Annotated in this window: 15 protein-coding genes; all 15 read left to right on the top strand. The window is 63.4% G+C overall.

Translation table 11 applies throughout. The features are described 5' to 3' along the window. Positions 1-28: 28 nt before the first annotated feature. On the top strand, positions 29-412 hold the full coding sequence (locus D9M09_RS18910) for a PspC domain-containing protein (RefSeq protein ID WP_070219197.1): 384 nt from the start codon (positions 29-31) through the stop codon (positions 410-412). Next, positions 402-1,832 (top strand): dihydrolipoyl dehydrogenase, encoded by a 1,431-nt coding sequence (gene lpdA / locus D9M09_RS18905; protein ID WP_121670126.1) that lies wholly within the window; start codon positions 402-404, stop codon positions 1,830-1,832. Before D9M09_RS18910 ends, lpdA begins: the two co-directional genes overlap by 11 nt. 71 nt (positions 1,833-1,903) lie before the next feature. Continuing rightward, positions 1,904-3,001, top strand: coding sequence for a cell division protein ZapE (gene zapE / locus D9M09_RS18900; protein ID WP_070290592.1), 1,098 nt, complete (start codon positions 1,904-1,906; stop codon positions 2,999-3,001). 16 nt (positions 3,002-3,017) lie between these two features. Next, a complete protein-coding gene (locus D9M09_RS18895; protein ID WP_205602269.1) occupies positions 3,018-3,737 on the top strand; it encodes a hypothetical protein in 720 nt (239 codons plus the stop codon). Between the two features lie 133 nt (positions 3,738-3,870). Then, positions 3,871-4,071 (top strand): YdcH family protein, encoded by a 201-nt coding sequence (locus D9M09_RS18890; RefSeq protein ID WP_034752051.1) that lies wholly within the window; start codon positions 3,871-3,873, stop codon positions 4,069-4,071. A 61-nt stretch (positions 4,072-4,132) separates the two neighbouring features. Next, positions 4,133-6,169, top strand: coding sequence for an ATP-dependent DNA helicase (locus D9M09_RS18885; protein WP_430886674.1), 2,037 nt, complete (start codon positions 4,133-4,135; stop codon positions 6,167-6,169). A 269-nt stretch (positions 6,170-6,438) separates the two neighbouring features. Continuing rightward, a complete protein-coding gene (locus D9M09_RS18880) occupies positions 6,439-7,044 on the top strand; it encodes a toll/interleukin-1 receptor domain-containing protein (RefSeq protein ID WP_070219201.1) in 606 nt (201 codons plus the stop codon). 19 nt (positions 7,045-7,063) lie between these two features. After that, complete coding sequence (locus D9M09_RS18875) at positions 7,064-9,544, top strand: tetratricopeptide repeat protein (RefSeq protein ID WP_121670125.1); 2,481 nt, start codon at positions 7,064-7,066, stop codon at positions 9,542-9,544. A 94-nt stretch (positions 9,545-9,638) separates the two neighbouring features. After that, a complete protein-coding gene (gene surE / locus D9M09_RS18870; RefSeq protein ID WP_121670124.1) occupies positions 9,639-10,376 on the top strand; it encodes a 5'/3'-nucleotidase SurE in 738 nt (245 codons plus the stop codon). 9 nt (positions 10,377-10,385) lie between these two features. Continuing rightward, on the top strand, positions 10,386-11,276 hold the full coding sequence (locus D9M09_RS18865; RefSeq protein WP_121670123.1) for a protein-L-isoaspartate(D-aspartate) O-methyltransferase: 891 nt from the start codon (positions 10,386-10,388) through the stop codon (positions 11,274-11,276). A 42-nt stretch (positions 11,277-11,318) separates the two neighbouring features. Beyond that, positions 11,319-12,236 carry a peptidoglycan DD-metalloendopeptidase family protein gene (locus tag D9M09_RS18860; RefSeq protein ID WP_121670122.1) on the top strand — a complete coding sequence of 306 codons (918 nt, stop codon included), beginning with the start codon at positions 11,319-11,321 and terminating at the stop codon, positions 12,234-12,236. A gap of 8 nt (positions 12,237-12,244) precedes the next feature. Further along, positions 12,245-13,276: an RNA polymerase sigma factor RpoS gene (gene rpoS / locus D9M09_RS18855; protein ID WP_070290598.1), complete on the top strand. Its 1,032-nt coding sequence runs from the start codon at positions 12,245-12,247 to the stop codon at positions 13,274-13,276. Positions 13,277-13,409: 133 nt separating this feature from the next. Beyond that, the gene (rlmD, locus tag D9M09_RS18850) at positions 13,410-14,753 is read left to right on the top strand and encodes a 23S rRNA (uracil(1939)-C(5))-methyltransferase RlmD (protein ID WP_121670121.1); all 1,344 of its coding nucleotides are present in this window, start codon (positions 13,410-13,412) and stop codon (positions 14,751-14,753) included. A gap of 398 nt (positions 14,754-15,151) precedes the next feature. Continuing rightward, complete coding sequence (locus tag D9M09_RS18845) at positions 15,152-17,092, top strand: glycosyl hydrolase family 18 protein (RefSeq protein WP_276208644.1); 1,941 nt, start codon at positions 15,152-15,154, stop codon at positions 17,090-17,092. Positions 17,093-17,173: 81 nt separating this feature from the next. After that, the gene (locus D9M09_RS18840) at positions 17,174-18,214 is read left to right on the top strand and encodes a cupin-like domain-containing protein (RefSeq protein WP_121670119.1); all 1,041 of its coding nucleotides are present in this window, start codon (positions 17,174-17,176) and stop codon (positions 18,212-18,214) included. The last annotated feature ends 147 nt before the right edge of the window (positions 18,215-18,361 follow it).

Genomic DNA, 18,361 nt, shown 5'->3' with positions numbered 1-18,361 from the left:
TGGCTGATCTCAATGAAAGAGGATTCCTATGAACATCTCTGAAGAAATCAAGCGTCTGCACGAGTTGCACCTGGCGGGCGCCCTGAGCGACGCGGAATTCGCGCAAGCGAAAGCCAAGCTCCTGAGCAATATCAACCTGGACAAGCCGGACAGCACGTCCGGCGCCGGTGCCGCTGCCGGCCCGGCGAACGACCTGGTGCAGGAATTCAACCGCCTGCGCCGTTCGCGCGACGACCGCTGGCTTGGCGGCGTCTGCGGCGGCCTGGGCCGCGCTTCCGGCATGGAAGCGTGGATCTGGCGCCTCGTCTTCGTCCTGTTTACATTGACCTTCGGCTTCGGCGTGGTGATTTACCTTCTATTGTGGATTTTCGTACCAGACGAAGAGATTGGAATAACAAAACATGAGTACTAAACAATTTGACGTAGTTGTCATCGGTGCGGGCCCTGGCGGCTACATCGCCGCCATCCGCGCAGCGCAGCTGGGCTTTTCCGTCGCTTGCGTCGACGAGTGGTCGAACGCCAAGGGCGGCGCCGCTCCTGGCGGTACCTGCACCAACGTCGGCTGCATCCCGTCGAAAGCGCTGCTGCAATCGTCCGAGCATTTCGAACACGCGGGCCACAGCTTCGCCGAGCACGGCATCGACGTCGCCGGCCTGAAGCTGAACCTGGGCCAGATGCTCAAGCGCAAAGACACCGTCGTCAAGCAGAACAACGACGGCATCCTGTACCTGTTCAAGAAGAACAAGATCGCCTTCTTCCACGGCCGCGCCGCTTTCGCTGCCGCCGCCGCTGGCGCGTATGAAATCAGCGTGACGGGCGAAGCCAACGAAACCTTGTCGGCCAAGCACGTGGTCATCGCCACGGGCTCGAACGCGCGCGAACTGCCGGGCGCGCCATTCGACGAAAAACTGATCCTGTCGAACACGGGCGCACTGGCCATCGACGCCGTACCCGCCAAGCTGGGCGTCATCGGCGCCGGCGTGATCGGCCTGGAAATGGGCAGCGTCTGGCGCCGCCTGGGTTCCGACGTCACCGTGCTCGAAGGCCTGCCGGTCTTCCTGGGCGCCGTGGACGAGCAGATCGCCAAGGAAGCGTCTAAGCTGTTTACCAAGCAAGGCTTGAAGATCAACCTCGGTTGCAAGATCGGTACGATCACGCCAGGCAAGAAAGACGTCACCGTGGAATTCGTGGACGCCAAGGGCGAAGCGCAAAAAGCCGTGTTCGACAAGCTGATCATCTCGATCGGCCGCACGCCGAACACGAACGGCCTGGGCGCCGACAAGGTCGGCCTGCAGCTGGACGAGCGCGGCTTCATCGCCGTCGACGGCGACTGCAAGACCAACCTGCCGAACGTGTGGGCAGTGGGCGACGTCGTGCGCGGCCCGATGCTGGCGCACAAGGCCGAAGAAGAAGGCGTTGCCGTGGCCGAGCGTATCGCCGGCCAGCATGGCCACACCAACTTCAACACGATTCCTTGGGTAATCTACACCTCGCCGGAAATCGCGTGGGTCGGCAAGACCGAGCAAACCCTGAAGGCGGAAGGCATCGCCTACAAGGCCGGCACCTTCCCGTTCATGGCCAACGGCCGTGCGCGCGCGCTGGGCGACACCTCGGGCATGGTGAAATTCCTGGCCGATGCGACCACCGATGAAATCCTCGGCGTGCACATCGTCGGCCCGATGGCGTCCGAACTGATTTCCGAAGCCGTCGTGGCGATGGAATTCAAGGCCTCGGCCGAAGACATCGCGCGCATCTGCCACGCTCACCCATCGCTGTCCGAAGCGACCAAGGAAGCGGCACTGGCGGTTGACAAGCGTACCTTGAACTTCTAATTGTAGTTAGTCCAGCAGGGGCGCTCGCGGATTTTTTTCCGCCGGCGCCCTTGTGCGTTAAAGCGAATCCCATGAACGTAGAAGAGTTTTACCAGCACGCGTTGCAGAAGCGTGATTTCAAGGCCGACGCCGCCCAGCGGCGCGCGGTCGACCGCCTGCAGCTGTGCTATGACGAGTGGGTGGCCTACAAGGGCCAGCGCTCGAGCACCTTCAAGCGCCTGCTGAATCGTCCCGCCGTGCCGAAGGGCGTGTACATGTGGGGCGGGGTGGGGCGCGGCAAATCGTTCCTGATGGACAGTTTTTACTCGGTCGTGCCCCTGGTGCGCAAGACGCGATTGCACTTCCACGAATTCATGCGCGGCGTGCACCAGCAGCTCGATGAATTGAAAGGCGTGGCCGATCCGCTCGACGAGGTGGCCAAGCGCATCGCCAAGAAATACCGCCTCATCTGTTTCGATGAATTCCACGTCTCGGACATCGCCGACGCGATGATCCTGTACAACCTGCTGTCGGCCCTGTTCGCCAATGGCGTGTCCTTCATCATGACCTCGAATTACGACCCCGACCTGCTGTATCCGGACGGCCTGCACCGCGACCGCATGCTGCCGACCATCGCGCTGCTCAAGGACAAGCTCGACGTGATCAACGTCGACGCCGGCGTCGATTACCGCGGCCGCGCGCTGGAGCAGGTGGAGAGTTACTATACGCCGCTGGGCGCGGACACGGACCGGGCCCTGCGCGACGCCTACACGCGCATCGCCGAGACGGCCGACGAAGATGCGCGCATCCGCATCGAAAGCCGCGAAATCCACTGCCTGCGCCGCGCCGGCGGCATCATCTGGTTCGATTTCGCCACCCTGTGCGGCGGGCCCCGCTCGCAAAATGACTACCTGGAAATCGCCAGCCGCTTCCATACGGTGATATTGTCCGGCATACCGGCCATGTCGGCGGCGCAGTCGTCCGAGGCGCGCCGCTTCACCTGGCTGATCGACGTGTTTTATGACCAGAAGGTCAAGCTGATCATGTCGGCCGAAGTGCCGCCTGATGAGCTGTACACGAACGGCATGCTGGCCAACGAGTTTCACCGCACCGTTTCGCGTATCATCGAGATGCAATCGCGCGAATACATGGAAAAAGAACAGCGCGGCGCGGCCGACGCGATCGTTTGAGGCAGGGATAAGGAACATGATGGCAAATACACTATACAAGCTGGGTGCGGCGCTGGGCCTGGTCCTGGCGTTGTCCGCCTGCGCGCACAAGGGGGCTGCGGCATTGGATGAGGTCGGCGCACCGCAGGTGCCCGCCACCTTGTCCGTGGAAGAGGCGGACGCCAAGCTGAAGCAGTCGGCCAGCGAGCGCGAAGCGGCGGAAAACGAGTTTGCCGCGCGCGAAATCGAGTGCTACAACAAGTTTTTCGTGAATAATTGCCTCGACAAGGCCAAGGAAAAGCGCCGCCTGATCCTCGTGCGCCTGCGCGCCATCGACGCGGAAGCGAATTATTTCAAGCGCGCCGAGTCCGTGCGCCTGCGCGATATCGACCTGGCCAGGACGCAGGAAAGTGCGCGCCTCGATGCCGAGCAGCGGGCCGCGGCCGTGCCCAAGCCCGTGAAAGTGGTCACGCCCGATCCGGCGCCGCCCAAGCCGCAAGGCAAGAGCGTTGCCGAGCGCGAGGCTGAGCAAGCGGCGAAAGTGGCGAAACAAGCCGCCGACGATGCGGCCGAGGCGCCGCGCCGCGCCGCCCGCGAAGCAGCCTATGCGAAGAAACAGGCTGACGCCGTGGCGCGCCAGAAACGCGTGGCCCAGCGCCTGGCCGAGCGCCAGGCTGAAGCCGATGCCAAGGCCGCCAAGGCAGCCGCCGCTGCCAGCGCGCCGGCGGCTGCCGTGCCTGTGCCGCCGGTCAAATAACACCGCCGCGCAGGGGCACGCCGGAAATGGCGTGCCCTAACGCGCGCGGCAGGTTAAACTATGCACCATGGCTGCCTGCGCGCGCCGCGCCGGTTTCCCAACACTGTTACCAACACTGCCTGGAACGCAACACATGAGCGATGCACAGCAAATAGAGCGGCGCCTGATTGAACTCAACGTGGAGCACCGCGACCTCGATGCCGTCATCGAGTTGCTGATACTCGATGGCCACCATGATGAGCTGCAGCTGCGCCGCCTGAAAAAGCGCAAATTGCAATTGAAGGATCACATCACCTTGCTGAAAATGCAGTTGGTGCCCGACGTTCCCGCCTGAGGGGCGCCAGTAGCGTCCAGTCCAGCCTTCACCTAAGTATATTTTGACCGATCACAATTTATTGCCAGTAAACCCAGATGGCCAGCCGACCGATCTGCAAGCCAGTCCGCCGGCCGAACCACAGGCGGCGCCTGGCAAGCACGATGCCGACATCGAGCGCCTGTTTGGCGCCGGCGGCCCGCTCGGTCCGGCCGTGGGCAGCTACAAGCCGCGCCGTTCGCAAACGGACATGGCCAAGGCCATCGCCAGCGCCATCGACAGCCAGACGACCCTGATCGCCGAGGCGGGCACGGGTACCGGCAAGACCTTCGCCTACCTGGTACCGGCCCTGATGTGGGGCGGCAAGACTATTGTTTCCACCGGCACCAAGAACTTGCAGGATCAATTGTTCCTGCGCGATATCCCCACCGTGCGCGCCGCGCTGCAGGCGCCCGTCTCCGTCGCCCTGCTGAAGGGTCGCTCGAACTACGTCTGCCACTATCACCTGGAACGCACGCTGCAGAACGGGCGCATGACCTCGCGCGACGACGTGGGCCATCTGCGCGAAATTTCGCGCTTCATCAAGATGACCAGCTCCGGCGACAAGGCCGAACTGACCAAGGTGCCGGAAAACGCCATGATCTGGAACCTGGTGACGTCCACGCGCGACACCTGCATGGGTGCCGAGTGCCAGTATTACCAGGATTGCTTCGTCATGAAGGCCCGCAAGGAAGCGCAGCAGGCCGACGTGGTGGTGGTCAACCACCATTTGTTCTTTGCCGACGTGGCCCTGAAAGACACGGGCGTGGCGGAATTGCTGCCTTCGGCCAATACCATCATCTTCGATGAGGCGCACCAGCTGCCCGATACGGCCACTTTGTTCTTCGGTAACACAGTGTCGACCTCGCAAATCCTGGAACTGTGCCGCGACGTGCTGGCCGAGGGGCTCGCGCACGCGCGCGGCATCGACTGGGCCAAGACCGTCACCGTGGTGGAAAAGGCGGCGCGCGACCTGCGTTTGACGTTCCCGCAGGATATCGTGCGCCTGTCCCTGCCGCAGATCGCCCCGTCGAGCGACTTTTTCCCCGCGCTCGACACCCTCAAAGATGAGCTTGACGGCATGGTGGCCGTGCTGGAAACGCAGGCGGAACGGGCGGAGACGCTGGAGCAGTGCCGTGTGCGCGGCGTCGAACTGGCGCAGCAGCTGAGCGGCTGGAAGTTTGATCCGAAGGCGAAAGTGGCGGCCGGCGAAGAAGCCGTGTTCTGGGTGGAAGCGTTTTCCAGCTCTTTGCAGTTGCATAAAACGCCATTGTCGATCGCGCCGATCTTCAACAACCAGCGCGAAGGCACGCCGCGCAGCTGGATTTTCACGTCGGCCACCCTGGCCGTGAAGAACGATTTCAAGCATTTTTCCGAACAGATGGGCTTGACGGGCGAACCGTCGCATACGTGGCCGAGTCCGTTCGACTATGGCCAGCAAGGCTTGCTGTTCGTGCCGCAAAACCTGCCGCAACCGAACGCGCTGGGCTACACGGATGCCGTCATCGACTGCGCCCTGCCCATCATCGAGGCGGCGGGCGGGCGCACCTTCTTCCTGTGCACTACCTTGCGCGCCGTCAAGCGGGCCGCCGAGCGCCTGGCCGACGAATTCAAGCAGCGCGGCCTGAACTTTCCCCTGTTCGTGCAGGGAGAAAGGGGCCGCACGGAATTGCTCGATCAGTTCCGCGCGGCCGGCAATGGCGTGCTGATCGGTAGCCAGAGCTTCTGGGAAGGCGTCGACGTGCGCGGCGATGCCTTGTCCCTGGTGATCATCGACAAGCTGCCGTTCGCGCCGCCGGACGACCCGGTGCTGGCCGCGCGCATCGAAGTGATGGAAAAGCAGGGCAAGAATGGCTTCATGCACCACTCGCTGCCGGAAGCCATCATCAACCTGAAGCAGGGCGCGGGCCGGCTGATCCGCGACGAGGGCGACCGGGGCGTGCTGATGATTTGCGATCCGCGCCTCATCTCCAAGCCATACGGCAAGCGCATCTGGCAAAGCCTGCCGCCGTTCAAGCGCACGCGCGACACGGCTGAAGTGGTGGAGTTCTTCCGCAACCTGCCCGCCAAGGGCGCCTAGCCTTGCTTGCCGGCGCCATCCGTGCGCCGGCTTATTTCCCTTTGTTATCAAGCGAGTAGCGTTTTTCGCGCGCTGCGTGCCTGCGCGCCTGGCATGCCGGAAAGCGGCGCGATCACGCCATTTTCTGGCATTGTGACGCGTGTCCAGGACGCCAGACACATCTTTGTGCCAGCGCAAACAGTCTTGTTGCCGGGCAGTCTACAGTGAGCTCATGCCTTGCAGGATGAGGCGCGGCGATGGCAGGGCCGCACGGGGAACAGGGGGATGCCATGGAGATCCGCTACGGCTGTTTCTTGAGTTATGCACACGGCCAATATGCGTTCATGAACAAGTTCAAGAATGACCTCATCGAGGCGCTGGCGTGCTATCTGGAGCCGCACCTCGACCGCGAGGAAGTCCTGTTCATCGACAGCGAGCAACTGGGCGGCGGCGACGATATCGACCAGCGCGTGGCGCGCGCCATGTGCCAGAGCGTCTGCATGATCGTGCTGTACACGCCGAAATATGAAGCGCATGGCTATACGCGGCGCGAATTTGCCGCCATGCAGCTGATCGAACAGGAGCGCCGCGCCTGGTATGAGCTGCCCAGCCACCTGATCATTCCCATCATCATGACGCGCCATCCGGACGGCTTGCCGCCGCAAATCACGGAGTCGGGTCTGTACGTCGATTTTTCCGGCTATACGCTGGCCAGCGGCGACCTGAAGTCGAATCCGCAATACCTGCCCGACATCGAACGCATCGTGCAGCGCATCGCCACGCATTACCACTTGCTCAAGCGGTCAACACCGCCCGGCCACGATTGCAGCCGTTTCGTGTTGCCCGATATTCCACCGGAATGGCGCGCCATTCCGCCTCCCCACTTTCCACGTTAATCACGTAAAAGGTCCCGTCATGGAATGCCAACGCCTCTCCCTGCCACCTTTGAGCGCCCCTGGCGAAGTCGTCACCTTCTATTCCTACAAGGGCGGCACCGGCCGCACCATGGCTCTGTCGAACATCGCCGTCCTGCTGGCGCGCCGTGAAAACGCCAGCGTGCCCGTGCTGATGCTGGACTGGGACATGGAAGCGCCGGGCCTGCACCATTATTTCGAGCAGCACGAGGAGCGGCCGGGCGTGCTCGAGTTCTTCGAGGCGTGCCGCCAGCAGATCGAGCGTATCAGCCTGGAAACGGCGGGCGCGCGCGCTGGCGGGCAGGCCGGTGGGCGCGAAGATGGGGGCCGCGAGGACGCGGCGCTGGCCCAGCGCGTGCTCGACGCCATCGACTGGCAGCAGTACGTGGTGCGCGTCGACCAGGGCAGTCCCCTGTACCTGATGCGCGCGGGGCGCTTCGACGCCAGCTACAGCGAGCGCCTGGCGCAGATGCGCTGGGACCAGCTGTTCGACAGCTGCCCGGCCCTGTTCCGCTGCTTTGCCGATACCCTGGCCCAGCATTTCCGCTATGTGCTCGTCGATTCGCGCACGGGGCGCACCGACAGCGCCGGCATCTGCACCACCTTGCTGCCGAAAAAGCTGGTGGTGGTCTTCACGCCGAACCGGCAAAGCCTGGAAGGCGTCGACGCGCTCGTCACGCGGGCCATCGAGTACCGCCGCAGCCATGAAGATGAACAGCGTCCGCTGCTCGTGTACCCCTTGCCGTCGCGCATAGAAATGGGCGACGGGGCGCAGCGTGCCGAGTGGCGCCGCGGCGACGCACACAAGGGCATCGCCGGTTTTCAGCCCATGTTCGAGCGCCTGCTGCGCACGTCCTACGGCTTGCCGCAGATCGCCCTCGACAGCTATTTCGACGAAGTCCAGCTGCAGCAGACGAAAACCTTTGCCTATGGCGAGCAGCTGGCCGTGCGCATCGACCAGGGCGGCGACCGCTTTTCCCTCACGCGCACCTTCGAAGCCTTTTTGCACTGGCTGACGGGCGGCTATTTCCCCTGGCAGTCGAGCCGCGAAATCGCCTTGCTGGGCGCCATCAGCGAAGCGCGCCAGGCCTTGCAGCTGGAACCGGGCCGCGCCGTGGCCCTGCCGCTGGCGCGCGATCTGGCCCGTCTGGGCGAGCTGTACCGCAAGGATGGACGCAGCGCGCAGGCGCTCGACGCCTTTCGCCAGAGCGTCGAGATCCGCGTGCGCCTGCTGGGCGAGGAGCATCCCGACAGCCTGGCGTGCAAGAGCGGCATGGCACGCCTGCTGCGCCAGCTGGGCAAGCTCGATGAAGCGCGCTTCCTGGAAGAAGACGTGCTCGACGTGCGCGAGCGCGTGCTGGGCAGCGAGCATCCCGATACCCTGGCCGCCCGGGCTTGCCTGGCGAAAACCCTGTTGCTGCAGGGCGAGCTGGCGGCGGCGCTGCTGCTGCAGGATACGGTGCTGGCCACCTATGTGCGCCAGCTGGGCGGCGAGCATCCGCTGACCCTGGATGCGATGGATGGCCGCGCCGCCACCTTGCTGCGCATGGGCAGGCTGGCGCAGGCGCGGCAATTGCTGGGCACGGTGGTGGCGGCGCGCGAGCGCCTGTTTGGCGCCGAGCATGGCGATACCTTGCGCAGCAAGCTGGCCCTGGCGCAGGTGCTGGGACGCGAAGGCGATCTGGAGGGTGCGCGGCGCCTGCTCGCCGCCGTGCTGCGGGTGCAGGAGCGGCGCCTGGGCAGCGACCATGCGACCACCCTGTCCACGCGCGACTTGCTGGCCGATATCGTGGCCGGGCAGGGTGACTGGGCCGGCGCGCGCCAGCTGCATGAAGACCAGGTGGCGGCGCGCGAGCGCACGCGCGGGCTCGATCATCCGGAAACCTTGATGAGCCAACGCAAGCTGGCCGAGGCGCTGCTGCGGCGCGGTGAACTCGATGCGGCGCGCAGCGTGCAGGAGCAGGTGCTGGAAGTGCATGCGCGCCTGCTGGGCGAAGACCACCTCGATACCTTGCACAGCAAGAAGCAACTGGCCGGCACCCTGCAGCAGCAGGGCGACAGCGAGGCGGCGCGCCTGCTGGAAGACGCCGTGCTCAGCGGCAGCGACCGGCTCTTGAATGCGCCCGTCACGGGGCATGCGGACAGCGTGCTCGACGGTGCGCGGCATTTGCAGGAAACCATCCTGGCCGGCCGCGCCAACGAACAGGATGCGGCCGAGCCGGACACCCTGGCCAGCATGATCTCGATGTTGCAAGGCATGATCGAACGGGAACAGTATGCGCAGGCGGGCGAACTGGCCGAACATTTGAAGTCCTGCCTGCTGCGCCCGGGCGTGCCGGGCAAGCTGCGCAGGCGCGGCATGGCGCAGCTGAAAAGAATGTACAAGTTGCAAGGCGACCTGAATGCCTTGCTGGCCTTGCAGGAGGATGAGGTGCAGGCGCTGGAAGGGGCGCTGTCGGAGGCGCGCATCGAGCAGCGCTGAGCTTGCGCGCCAGGTTCGCGCGGCGGCACAAAAAATGCTGCCTATCGGCGTGCGGCATGCGCAGTGTGGGCATTGCTTCAGGTAAAATCTCGTTATGAGAATCCTTATCAGTAACGACGACGGTTACCTGGCGCCAGGCCTGGCGGCCCTGGCCGACGCGCTCGCGCCCATTGCCGACATCGTGGTGGTGGCGCCCGACAGCAACCGTTCGGGCGCGTCCAATTCGCTGTCGCTGGACCGGCCTTTGTCCGTGCACAAGGCTGCCAACGGCTTTTATTTTGTCAACGGCACGCCCACCGACTGCGTGCACGTGGCGTTGACGGGCATGCTCATCGAACGTCCCGACCTGGTGGTGTCCGGTATCAACAATGGCCCCAACATGGGCGACGACACCCTGTACTCGGGCACTGTGGCCGCCGCCACCGAAGGCTATCTGTTCGGCATTCCCGCCATCGCCTTTTCCCAGTCGCAGTTCGGCTGGGCCAACCTGGACGCGGCCGCCCGCGTGGCGCGGGAAATCGTCGAGCGCCAGTTCGACGCCCTGCAGAAACCGTATTTGCTGAACGTGAATATCCCCGCCATTCCTTACGAGCAATTGCAAGGCATGGCGGCCACGCGCCTGGGCAAGCGTCATTCGGCCGAGCCCGTGATCCGCGCGCTCGACCCGCGTGGCCGTGAAATCTTCTGGATCGGCCCCGCCGGCGCGGCCAAGGAAGGCGGCCCGGGCACGGACTTTTACGCCGTTGAACATGGACAAGTATCGATCACGCCGCTGCAGATCGACCTGACCCATACCACCCAACTCGATGCACTGGCGAAAGGCCTGGCATGACCGCTCACTATGACTGACAAGCCGCGCACCTTCCCCCTTTCCCTCGATTCGCTGGCCGGCAAGCCCGCCAGGCAGGGCGGGGGGCAGTCGCTGGCCCAGTCCAGGATCGCCACGCCGCAGACGGCCACGCAGAATGCGGCGCAAAACGCGGCGCGCGGCGTGGCGCAGCCGTATGGCGCGCACGCGGCCATCGCGCCGTCGCGCGCGCAAGCCATCGCCAATGAGCGGGCGCAGCCGGCCGTGGTGTCGCCGCCGCGGCAAAACCCGCTCGTCTCGGAGGCCGTGCGCCGGGCCATGGTGGCCCGCGTGGCGAAGCAGGGCGTCAAGGACCAGGTGGTGCTCGACGCCCTGCAAGCCGTGCCGCGCCACCTGTTCATGGACGAGGCGCTGGCGTCGCAAGCCTACATCGACGCCTCCTTGCCCATCGGCCACCACCAGACCATCTCGCAGCCGTATATCGTCGCGCGCATGATCGAGATGATGCGCCAGGGCGGCAGCTTGCAGCGCGTGCTGGAAATCGGCACGGGTTGCGGCTACCAGGCGGCGGTGCTGTCGCTGGTGGCGAAGGAGGTGTATTCGATCGAGCGCATCCGGCCCCTGCACGAGCTGGCGAAGGCCAATTTGCGCCCGCTGCGCGTGTCGAATCTGCGCTTGCAGTACGGAGATGGTATGCTTGGCCTGCCGCAGGCGGCGCCCTTCGACGGGATCATCCTTGCCGCAGCCGGCCTGGAAGTCCCGCAAGCCTTGCTGGAACAGCTGGCGCCCGGCGGGCGTCTGGTTGCGCCGGTGGGGGCTAAATTGCAACACTTACAACTCATTACCCGGGTGGGGAAAATGGAATGGACTAGCCAAACCCTGGAAGATTGCCATTTCGTGCCTTTGCGCCCGGGCACCATATGATCCCCGGATCAGCTAGCAAGCAGGACATATAATTACATGCGAATGATTAAGAAAAGTAACATACTTCTATGTAGCATCACCTTGGCCGCGCTGTTGAGCGGTTGCGGCACGACGGGCGTCCAGGCACCCGTCGTTGAGCGCCATCCATCGAGCAGCAGTGCCGCCGCCAGCGATCCGCGCGACCGCGATCCGGCCTATTACACGGTCAAGCGCGGCGACACCCTGTTGCGCATCGCCCTCGAGCACGGCCAGAATTACCGCGACCTGGTGGCCTGGAACGACTTGAGCAATCCAAACGACATCAAGGTCGACCAGGTGTTGCGCGTGCTGCCGCCGACTGGCGAGACAGGCGGCGCGCAAACGTCGGCCGTCGTGATGCCGCCGTCGACGGAAATCAAGCCGGCCGCGCCTGCCGTGCCGAAGAAAACGGGCCCGCGCGGCGAGAAGCGCGCGTATTCCGACGCCACCCTGGCCGAGCTGCGCGCCGATGGCGGCACCGGCGACGCCAAGCCGGCGCCCGGGCCGGCAGCAACTGTCGCCGCCGCACCGGCCGCCGCCGCTGCAGCCCCTGCCGCATCGGCGCCTGGCGACGACAGGATCAGCTGGATGTGGCCTTCCGAAGGCAAGGTCATCGGCACTTTTGACGAAGGCAAGAACAAGGGCGTCGATATCGCCGGCAAGGCGGGCCAGCAAGTGGTGGCCGCCGGCGCGGGAAAAGTCATGTATGCCGGGAGCGGAATCCGTGGTTATGGTAATCTTGTCATCGTGAAGCACAGTAATAGTTTATTGTCGGCATATGCGCATAACCGCAGCATCCTGGTGAAGGAAGGGCAGAACGTCAACAAAGGCCAGGCCATCGCTGAAATGGGCGATTCCGATGCCGACCGCGTGAAGCTGCACTTTGAAATTCGCCAGCAGGGCAAGCCTGTCGACCCTTCGAAATTCCTGCCTAACCGTTAGGTAAAGCAATGACACACGCGCCGCACGATCAGCTGGACGATGACCCGGAACTGCCGGAAGACGGGGCGGATGAAGTCGTGACGGACGATACCGGCGAGCTCGACGGCATTGACGCCGTCGACGCGGGCGAGGGCGGCGAGGTAGCCAGCGTCAGCGTGGTGGTCGAAAGTGTCGATGAATTGAAAAAGGTGCTGGCGGCCGAGCTGTCGACCGATACCACGCAGCACTATCTGAACCAGATCGGCACGCGGCCCCTGCTGACGGCGGCGCAAGAAGTGCATTACGCCACCCTGGCCAAGCAGGGCAATTTCGAAGCCCGGCAAACCATGATCGAGCACAACCTGCGCCTCGTTGTGTCGATCGCCAAGCATTACATCAACCGCGGCGTGGTCCTGCTCGACATGATCGAGGAGGGCAACATCGGCCTGATGCGCGCCATCGACAAGTTCGAGCCCGAGCGCGGTTTCCGTTTCTCTACCTACGCCACCTGGTGGATACGCCAGAGCATCGAGCGCGCCATCATGAACCAGGCGCGCACGGTGCGCCTGCCCGTGCACATGGTGCGCGAACTGAATCAAATCTTGCGCGGCAAATACCACCTGGAAGCCCAGCACCACGACGGCAAGGATGCCACTGCGGAAGATATCGCTCACCTCGTGGGCCGTCCCGTGGAAGAGGTGCAGGATATCCTGGCCCTGTCCGAGCACGCCACATCGCTCGACGCGCCGCTCGACAACGATCCGCAGTCGTCGCTGATGGACATGTTACCGGGCGCCAGCGAAGACAGCCCCGACGCGCGCGCGGAACACCATGAAATGACGGTGCTGGTGCGCGACTGGCTGACCAAGCTGCCCGACAAGCAACGGGTCGTCATCATGCGCCGTTTCGGCCTCGACAACGACGATCCGGCCACACTGGAAACCCTGGCCGAGGAAATGGGCGTGACGCGCGAGCGCGTGCGCCAGATCCAGCAGGAAGCGTTGATTAAACTCAAACGGGCTATGGCCGCGCGCGGCGTCGTGCGCGACTCTCTGCTCTAGGACGCCCGGTCCCGGTATTTCCGGGGCTGCATCTGCTATCATACGCCCCGCTCGCGGCGCCTGACCTTTCCCCCATTGTTTGCAAGTTCCAGCGCGGCCCTGCGTCCTGGCCCACTCTTACCTATTGATCGCTATGCAAGAAAATATCATCGAAATCAAATCGCTCGACATGGACGCCCGTGGCGTTGGCCATATTGAGAACGAAGACGGCTCGCCGGGCAAGGTCGTGTTTGTCGAAGGCGCGCTGCCAGGCGAGCGCGTCAGCTTTGTGACGTTCAAGAAGAAGAAAAACTGGGAAATGGCCCGCATGACGGCGCTGCACCGCGAATCGTCCATGCGCGTGACGCCCAAGTGCAAGCATTTCGACAATTGCGGCGGCTGCTCGATGCAGCACCTGGAACCATCAGCGCAGGTGGCGATCAAGCAGCGCGTGCTGGAAGACAACCTGTGGCATATCGGCAAGGTACGTCCGCAAAGCATCATGCGCCCCATGTATGGTCCGACCTGGGGCTACCGCTACCGCGCGCGCCTGTCCGTGCGCCACGTCAAGAAGAAAGATGCCGTGCTGGTGGGCTTCCACGAAAAGAAATCGGCGTTTGTCGCCGACATGGATAGCTGTGAAATCCTGCCGCCGCACATCTCGGCCATGCTGCTGCCGCTGCGCGGCTTGATTGCGTCGCTGTCGATCTTCGACCAGATGCCGCAGATCGAGCTGGCTGTCGGCGAAGATGTCACCGCCATGGTCTTGCGCATCATGGCGCCATTGACGGCGGACGATGAAACGAAATTGAAGGCTTTTGCCGACGAGTACGGCGTGCAATGGTGGCTGCAGGTGAAGGGCCCGGAAACGGCCGTGCCGTTCTATCCGCTGGACAAGCAATTGCACTACCTGCTGCCGGAATTCGGCGTCAAGATGCCGTTCAAGCCTGTTGATTTTACGCAAGTGAACCACCACATCAACCGCGTGCTGGTATCGAAAGCCCTGCGTTTGCTGGAAGTGCAGCCGACCGACCGCGTGGCCGACCTGTTCTGCGGCCTGGGCAATTTTACGTTGCCGCTGGCCACGCAAGGCAGCGAAGTGCTCGGTATTGAAGGCAGCACCACCCTGACGGAGCGGGCGCTGGAAAACGCGCTGGCCAATGGCCTGGCGGAAAAAACCTCGTTCTCGACGCGTAACCTGTTCGAAGTGACGACGGACGACCTGATCGCGCTGGGCCGGTTTGATCGCATCCTCGTCGACCCACCCCGCGATGGCGCCATGGCCCTGTGCCAGGCGCTTGTCGGCCTGTCGCAAGTGCGTCCGGACCTGCTGCCCAAGCGTATCGTGTATGTGTCGTGCAGCCCGTCGACCCTGGCGCGCGACGCCGGCATCCTGGCGCTGGAAGCGGGTTATGTATTGAGCAAGGCGGGCGTGGTGAATATGTTCCCGCATACCTCGCACGTGGAATCCATGGCAGTGTTTGATTTGCCTCAATAATTCTGCCTGGCTCGGCGGGTGGCTTTGCAGGCACCCGCCGCTGCCGTATTCAACGGCGTAGCAAGCAACAGCAATACCACTTACAGCGTATTAAAAAACTGGTCTGTCTTTTCCCGATCCAGCGTCTTTTTTCATCCTCCCTCTGCCGTTTTTTGATTGTCCAGTAGGACAACACGCCGTTCGCATAAGCCGCTGCGCTTTTTGTGCGAAGTGGTATTGCCCACTTCGAGGCCACTTCAAAACCACTTGACCGCCTATTTTTTCAGCAGCATGCTGTTCTTGCAACTGCAGAAAAACAAAATCACAGGGTAGCTTTTTATCGAAGCAGAGTGGTATTTCCGCAAACCTGAACAGGAGACAGCGTGGAAAATTTAATACTCAAAAAAACGATCAGGAACATGATGATATGTCTGGCCAGCGGTGGCGTGCTGGCGGCTTGCGGCGGTGGCGGCGATGCCAGCGCGCCGGCTGGCTCGCAATTGCTGGCGGCCAGCACGGTGGTCGCCTGCGTGCCGTGGCAAGAGGGCGGCACGTACAACGCGGGCACGGTGGTCACTTACCTGGGCGCCAATTACACGGCCCTGGTGACGCAGACCGACCACGTGGGCTCGGGCTGGAACCCCGTTTCCACGCCTAGCCTGTGGAGCGCCGGCGGCACGTGCGATGGCGGAACTACGCCAACTCCTACGCCGACCCCGACACCGACTCCCACGCCAACCCCGACGCCCACCCCGACGCCGAATCCAACCCCGACACCCACTCCGACGCCGACACCAACCGGCGGCACCTGCGCATTGGCATGGGCAGCCGGCACGGCCTACAGCGCGGGCGCCACCGTCAGCTATGCGGGCACGAATTACCGCGCCAACTACTGGACGCAGGGCGACAACCCGTCGACCAGCAGCGGCGCTGCCGGCACGGGCAAGCCGTGGACCAGCCTGGAAATCTGCAGCACCACGCCGACGCCAACCCCGACGCCAACGCCGACACCGACTCCAACGCCGACTCCAACGCCGACTCCAACGCCAACCCCGACACCTACCCCGACGCCGACGCCAACGCCGACACCAACCGGCCGCGAAGTCGGTTCCTATTTCGCCCAATGGGGCGTATATGGCCGCGACTATGAGGTGGCGAACGTGCATTCCAGCGGCGTGGCCGACAAGTTGACCTTCATTAACTATGCCTTCGGCAATATCTATCCGAAAAACGGCGGCTACGAATGCGGCATGATCACCAAGACGGAGCCGGGCGCGACGAATCCGAATTCGCCGGACGCGGGCACGGGCGGCGATGCAGAGGCCGACTACATCCGCACGCCGAAGCGCACCGTCGATGGCCAGGCCATTCCGTGGGACGCTCCATTGTCGGGCAACTTCCTGCAGCTGAAAAAGCTGAAGGCGGCGCACCCGAACCTCAAGTTGTTCATTTCCCTGGGCGGCTGGAGCTGGTCGAAGAACTTCTCCGTCGGTTCGGCCACCGATGCGCTGCGCAAGCAGATGGTGCGCTCGTGTATCGATATCTACATCAAGGGCAACCTGCCGGTGCAGGGCGGTCGCGGCGGCGTGGGTGCGGCGGCCAACATCTTTGACGGCATCGACATCGACTGGGAATACCCGGTCGGCGGCGGCCAGCCGTACAACACGGTCAGCCCCAACGACAAGCGCAACTTCACCTTGCTGATGGCGGAATTCCGCAGCCAGCTCGATGCGCTCGGCGCCGCCAACGGCAAGCGCTACCTGTTGACGGCCGCTGTCGGTGCCGGCAAGGACAAGATCGACAACACGGAACCGGCCCTGTACTCGCAGTACATGGACTGGATCAACCTGATGACGTACGACTTCCACGGCGGCTGGGAAAACAGCACCAACTTCAACGCCCAGCTGTTTGCCGACCCTGCCGATCCGTCAACGGGCATGGCGCGCGAATACGTGGGCGACAAGGCGGTGCAGTACATGATTGCCGCCGGCGTGCCGCGCGACAAGCTGCTGCTGGGCATACCGTTCTATGGCCGCGGCTGGACGGGCGTGGCGCCGGGACCGAACGGCGATGGCTTGTACCAGGCGGCCACGGGCACGGCGCCGGGTACGTACGAGTCGGGTATCGAGGACTATAAAATCCTCGTCGCCAAAGCCGGCACGCGCTACTACCATCCCGTGACCAAGCAGCTGTACCTGTACACGGGGGCGGGCGGCCAGTGGTGGAGCTATGATGATCCGACCGTCATCGGCACCAAGGTGAAATACGTGAAGGACCAGGGCTTGCGCGGCGCGTTCTCGTGGGAACTCGATGGCGACGCGAATGGCGTGCTGGCGACCGAGGTGTGGAAGGTACGCTAACCGTGTGCTAGCGTAGCAGGATGCGGCCGGGTGGCATTGCGACCCGGCCGCTTGTTCATATAAAAAAAGAGGAGACGGGCGATGGCGGCGGTATCGGCATTCGGAGTCAAGCAACAGGAACAGGAACAGGAACTGAGCCGCGAGTGGCGCAGCTGGATTGCGGAAAACCTCATGCTGGGCAGCCACCCGTCGGCGCTGATGCCGGTGCTGCAAAAGGCCGGCATCACGGAAACCCTGGCGCGCCGCGAAGTGGAGCTGGCGCTGCACAGTCCCTACCTGGCCGGCGCCGTGCGCCTGTCGAACCGCCTGGCCAAGCGCGACTGGGTGATCGATATCCAGCGCAAGCTGAACCAGCTGCGCCCGCCCGAGATTCCCCGCCGCGACAGGCTCTCCGCGCAGGAATTCCTCGACGAATACTATTCGACCAACCAGCCCGTCATCATCACGGGCATGATGGATGAGTGGCCCGCCATGGCCAAGTGGAGCCCGGCCTACTTCCGCGACCATTTTGCGCAGCGTGAAGTGGAAGTGCAGTTCGGCCGCGAAGCGGATGCCCAGTATGAAATGAACAGCGTGGCGCACAAGCGCAAGATGGCGTTCGGCGAGTACGCGAGCCTGGTCGAGGGTAGCGGTGCGACCAATGATTTCTATATGACGGCAAATAACAATTCGCAGAACCGGCAAGCCTTGCGCGAGCTGTGGGACGATATCGGCCAGCTGCCCGAGTACCTGGAGCAGAGTGGCGGCCCGACGGGTTTTCTATGGTTCGGCCCGGCTGGTACGGTGACGCCGTTCCACCATGACCTGACGAACAACTTCATGGCGCAAGTCAAAGGGCGCAAGCGGTTGCGCATCATGGCCGCCTGCGAGGTCGCGCGCGTGTACAACCAGCGTCACTGTTTTACGCCCGTCGACGGACGCGCCATCGACCTGCAGCGCTATCCGCTGATGGCCGACGTGCAGGTGCGCGAATGCGTGCTGGCGCCGGGCGAAATCCTGTTTTTGCCCGTTGGCTGCTGGCATTTCGTCGAAGCGCTCGACGTGTCGATGACGGTGGCGTTTACCAACTTCAAATGGGATAACGATTTTTACAGCAAGTATCCGCCGAATCACGACTTTTGATTGGCCTGCGCATTGCCGCGAACGCGCAGGGAACGGCCGCCGAACAGGCGGCTTTTTTCATGCTACGGTGCGCTTCCTGTATAAGATATTTCCATAAAATAATTGATTGAAATCATTTTGCAGCAATTATTTTGATATGAATGACCA

Origin of the sequence: Janthinobacterium agaricidamnosum (genome assembly GCF_003667705.1) — a bacterium.
Taxonomy (GTDB): domain Bacteria; phylum Pseudomonadota; class Gammaproteobacteria; order Burkholderiales; family Burkholderiaceae_D; genus Janthinobacterium.
The sequence above is the reverse complement of the archived record's forward strand: the minus strand, read 5'-3'. Positions and strand labels throughout refer to the sequence as shown.

Excerpts from the sequence above, each read along its gene's own strand:
- lpdA (WP_121670126.1), top strand. The coding sequence starts at position 402 with ATGAGTACTAAACAATTTGACGTAGTTGTCATCGGTGCGGGCCCTGGC.
- D9M09_RS18910 (WP_070219197.1), top strand. The coding sequence starts at position 29 with ATGAACATCTCTGAAGAAATCAAGCGTCTGCACGAGTTGCACCTGGCG.
- D9M09_RS18845 (WP_276208644.1), top strand. The coding sequence starts at position 15,152 with ATGATGATATGTCTGGCCAGCGGTGGCGTGCTGGCGGCTTGCGGCGGT.
- D9M09_RS18840 (WP_121670119.1), top strand. The coding sequence starts at position 17,174 with ATGGCGGCGGTATCGGCATTCGGAGTCAAGCAACAGGAACAGGAACAG.
- D9M09_RS18860 (WP_121670122.1), top strand. The coding sequence starts at position 11,319 with ATGATTAAGAAAAGTAACATACTTCTATGTAGCATCACCTTGGCCGCG.
- rpoS (WP_070290598.1), top strand. The coding sequence starts at position 12,245 with ATGACACACGCGCCGCACGATCAGCTGGACGATGACCCGGAACTGCCG.
- D9M09_RS18865 (WP_121670123.1), top strand. The coding sequence starts at position 10,386 with ATGACTGACAAGCCGCGCACCTTCCCCCTTTCCCTCGATTCGCTGGCC.
- zapE (WP_070290592.1), top strand. The coding sequence starts at position 1,904 with ATGAACGTAGAAGAGTTTTACCAGCACGCGTTGCAGAAGCGTGATTTC.
- D9M09_RS18895 (WP_205602269.1), top strand. The coding sequence starts at position 3,018 with ATGATGGCAAATACACTATACAAGCTGGGTGCGGCGCTGGGCCTGGTC.
- D9M09_RS18880 (WP_070219201.1), top strand. The coding sequence starts at position 6,439 with ATGGAGATCCGCTACGGCTGTTTCTTGAGTTATGCACACGGCCAATAT.
- D9M09_RS18875 (WP_121670125.1), top strand. The coding sequence starts at position 7,064 with ATGGAATGCCAACGCCTCTCCCTGCCACCTTTGAGCGCCCCTGGCGAA.
- D9M09_RS18890 (WP_034752051.1), top strand. The coding sequence starts at position 3,871 with ATGAGCGATGCACAGCAAATAGAGCGGCGCCTGATTGAACTCAACGTG.
- rlmD (WP_121670121.1), top strand. The coding sequence starts at position 13,410 with ATGCAAGAAAATATCATCGAAATCAAATCGCTCGACATGGACGCCCGT.
- surE (WP_121670124.1), top strand. The coding sequence starts at position 9,639 with ATGAGAATCCTTATCAGTAACGACGACGGTTACCTGGCGCCAGGCCTG.